We start from the raw sequence: 1,047 nt of genomic DNA, 5'->3' as shown, positions 1-1,047 counted from the left end.
TGAACTGCACCCCATTTGTTAGACAGTATGATATACTGGATAACAAGTGGGGTGCTTTATTATGCCAAAAGGAATACCAAACAAACGCTACACACCAGAATTCAAGAAGATGGTGATAGAAACGATGCTGGCGGAGCAGCTAAGCTACTGCGAAACTGCAAGACGATTTGAAGTCAGCTGTGACAAACGAATAAAAGACTGGGAACGCATTTATCTAACCGAGGGACCAGAAGGCTTTAAGTTGGAACGGCGTGGCCGTGGAAGTAAAGGCAGACCCCGGCAACTGCCCAAAGAGGTAGAAGAAGATCTGCTGGCTGAGGTGCAGCGGCTGCGTGCGGAGAATGAATACCTAAAAAACTTGCAAGCCTTGGTTTTGGAGAGAGAGCGACGCCAGGGGAAAAAGCCCAGGTAGTCCAAAAACTAAGGCCCAAATACGCTTTGCCTCTCCTTCTCGAAATCGCTCAATTGCCTCGTGCGACGTTTTACTACCACCTGAAACGTATGCAAAAAGCCGACAAATATGCGCAGGAAAAAGCAGAAATTTCCGCTATTTACCACGAAAACAAAGGAAGATACGGCTACCGACGTATCACAATGGTACTTCGCAGCAGAGGTTTTTTCCTGAACCACAAGACTGTCCAGCGGCTTATGAGAGAACTGGGCTTAGTCTGCCGCGTCAGAATCAAGAAATATCGATCTTACAAAGGAGAAGTGGGCAAAATTGCTCCTAATTTACTGAATCGGGAATTCCATGCTGAAAAGCCAAACCAGAAATGGGTCACCGATGTGACGGAGTTCAATCTCTTCGGCCAGAAACTGTACCTTTCTCCGATTCTGGATTTACACAATGGTTATCTGGTCAGCTATACGCTTTCTCAACGTCCTGTTTTAAGCATGGTGACAACCATGTTGGAGAAGGCTTTTGAAACCATACCGGACGGGATGGATCTGATTCTCCACTCAGACCAGGGGTGGCAATACCAGCACAAACGGTATCAGCAGATGTTAAAGCGCAAGGGCATTCGTCAAAGCATGAGCCGCAAAGGG

Annotated in this window: 2 protein-coding genes; both read left to right on the top strand. The window is 47.1% G+C overall.

Translation table 11 applies throughout. From position 1 onward, the window contains the following. The first annotated feature begins 61 nt into the window (after positions 1-61). On the top strand, positions 62-412 hold the full coding sequence (locus ACTQ34_RS18010; protein ID WP_441364971.1) for a transposase: 351 nt from the start codon (positions 62-64) through the stop codon (positions 410-412). A gap of 26 nt (positions 413-438) precedes the next feature. After that, positions 439-1,047: IS3 family transposase (locus ACTQ34_RS18005; RefSeq protein ID WP_441364970.1), on the top strand; the 609-nt coding region annotated here is incomplete at its 3' end.

Source organism: Agathobaculum sp. LCP25S3_E8 (genome assembly GCF_052117165.1).
Taxonomy (GTDB): Bacteria; Bacillota; Clostridia; order Oscillospirales; family Butyricicoccaceae; genus Agathobaculum.
This window is presented reverse-complemented; position numbering and strand designations above follow the sequence as displayed.

Excerpts from the sequence above, each read along its gene's own strand:
- ACTQ34_RS18010 (WP_441364971.1), top strand. The coding sequence starts at position 62 with ATGCCAAAAGGAATACCAAACAAACGCTACACACCAGAATTCAAGAAG.